A 2,272-nucleotide genomic window follows, 5' to 3' on the forward strand; every position below is an offset into this window, starting at 1 on the left:
GGCCATGGTGCTCGACCAGGCTGTCCATCACCCGCTGCCATGCCGCTTCGCTGCTGGCATCGTGGTGGATGAAGCGGGCGGCCGCGCCGAGCTCGTCGGCCAGGGCCTGCCCGGCCTGGGTGTCGATGTCGCTGATCAGCACCTGCGCACCTTCGGCCACCAGCAGGCGAGCACTTGCCCGGCCTATACCTTTGGCCCCGCCGGTGACCAGGGCGACCTTGCCCTGCACGCGCCCGTTACGCTCGCTCATGATGCCACCTCGCAGTCCACTGCCAAATCCGCGCCCTGCGCCACGGCTGCCCCGGCACGGCGGCCAGAGAACACGCAGTCGGCCAGGGACAGCCCACTGATGTACAGATGTGAAGGAATGCCCAGCGCCGTTCGGCCTGCGGCGAACAGCCCGGCGATTCGCTCACCGCCTGCACCCAGCACCGCGCCGGTGCGTTCGTCTACGCGCAAGCCACCGAGCGTCAGCGCGCCCAAGGGGAAGATCGGGTTGCCCACGGAAATGTCACAGGCGTAGTAAGGCCCTTGCTGCAGCACCTGGCGACCCGCGACCGACTTGCCGAACGGCTCCGGGGCCTGCCCTCGGGCTGCGGCGTTGTTGGCCAGCAGCGACTGGCGCAGGGTTTCGGCTTGCATCCCGGTGGCTGCGGCCAGCTGCGCGGGGTGTTTGCCCTTGCGTGCAGCGAACAGCATCAGCACCAGCGCCGGCAGTGCCTGGAACCACCAGTAGCCACCAAATAACGCTTCTTGCAGGGCCTTGCGCCGCAGCGGCGCATCCAGCACCAGCCAGGCCCGGCCGCCCTGCTCTTCCATCAGCGGTTGGCCCAGGGTGGCGCCATACACTTCTTCGTTGCAGAAGCGTTCACCGTCACGGTTGACCACGATGCCGCGGTGCCAGCTGTACGGTGGATTGATGAATCGCCAGGCAGATACCCGTTCCAGCCTGTCGCTGGCTGCCCCAACGCTCAGGCCCAGGCGCAGGCCGCTGCCATCGCAGCCGGTGGCGCCCACCTTGAAGTTGCGGCGAAACCTGGGCGCGTGGGCCTTGATCAACTCGCGGTTGAAGATGAAGCCACCGGTACTGAGGATCACCCCCTTGCCAGCGCGCACCAGGCAAGGCCTGGCATGGGCCTGTTCCAGCGCGCTGACGCGCTGGCGCAGCCGGTCGCAGTAGCCTGGGGCAAAGTTCTGCAGGCGCTCGGCGCGCGCGGCCAGCCGCGCATGCTGCAAGGCGACTTTGCTGCCGGCTGGCAGGCGCCACAACTCGGCGCCGATCACTCGCCCGCTGCGGTCGATGACCAGGCGCCTGGCGGCGGACTGCAGCAGCGGCCGTACCCCGGCGCGCAAACAGGCCGCTTGCAGATGGCCATACAGCACGGCGCCGCACTGGCCTTTGCCAACCGTGCGATGGCCGCGCGGGGCCGGGGGCTGCGCGCCGCCATAGGCGGGGACCAGTTCGTTGCCCGAGTAATAGAGAAAGGCACCATCGGGCGGGTACGACGTCTTGCCGCCAGCGGGCATCTGGTGCGCATAGGGCGCGCCGTGGCTTTCCAGCCATTGCAGGTTGGCCACGCTGTCGTTGCAGAAGCGCCGCAAGGTGTCGTCGCTGACCACCCCGTGGGTTTCGTGCCGGAGATAGTCGAACATGGCTTGGGGCGTGTCGTCGAAGCCGGCCGCGCGCTGCTGCGTTGTGCCGCCGCCGGCGTACACCACGCCGCCGCTCTTGGCGCTGGCGCCGCCGCCGGTGAAACGGTCGGCGATCAATACATCAGCGCCATCAGCGCGGGCTTGCAGCGCGGCGCAGGCACCTGCTGCGCCCCAGCCGATGACCAGCACGTCGCAGTGCGCCTGCCAATGCACGGCCGCGGCATCATCGACCTGCAGCGGTGTAAGAATGGGCGTGACACTGGTGTTCATCGGGCCTCCTGGCGCTGCCGGGCAAGGTGGTTGGCGGCCACGTAGGCAAAGGTCATCGCCGGGCCCAGGGTGCCGCCGGCACCGGGATAACTGGTGCCCATCACCGATGCCGAGCAGTTGCCGATGGCGTACAGGCCGGCGATGGCAGAGCCGTCGTCGCGCACCACCTGGGCCTGGGCATTGGTCAGCAGGCCACCCTTGGTGCCGATGTCGCCGGCATCCAGGCGCATGGCGTAGTACGGGCCTTTGCGCAGCGGCGCCAGGCACGGGTTGGGCTTGATGTTGCAGTCGCCGTAGTAGCGGTCGAAGACATTACCACCACGGCCGAAGTCCTCGTCCACCCCGGTGC

Annotated in this window: 3 protein-coding genes; all 3 read right to left on the reverse strand. The window is 68.7% G+C overall.

Annotated elements, in window-relative coordinates; genetic code table 11:
- Positions 1-250: SDR family NAD(P)-dependent oxidoreductase (locus tag HP547_RS08020; RefSeq protein ID WP_172285982.1), on the reverse strand; the 250-nt coding region annotated here is incomplete at its 3' end.
- The gene (locus HP547_RS08025) at positions 247-1,923 is read right to left on the reverse strand and encodes an FAD-binding protein (protein ID WP_172285983.1); all 1,677 of its coding nucleotides are present in this window, start codon (positions 1,921-1,923) and stop codon (positions 247-249) included. The genes HP547_RS08025 and HP547_RS08020, both read right to left, overlap by 4 nt.
- The coding region (locus HP547_RS08030; RefSeq protein WP_172285984.1) for an FAD-binding protein at positions 1,920-2,272 on the reverse strand (353 nt) is incomplete at its 5' end. The genes HP547_RS08030 and HP547_RS08025, both read right to left, overlap by 4 nt.

Source organism: Pseudomonas sp. CM27, from assembly GCF_013179515.1.
In the GTDB taxonomy this organism is placed as follows: Bacteria; Pseudomonadota; Gammaproteobacteria; order Pseudomonadales; family Pseudomonadaceae; genus Aquipseudomonas.

Coding starts and splice junctions, on each gene's coding strand:
- HP547_RS08025 (WP_172285983.1), bottom strand. CDS start 1,923: ATGAACACCAGTGTCACGCCCATTCTTACACCGCTGCAGGTCGATGAT.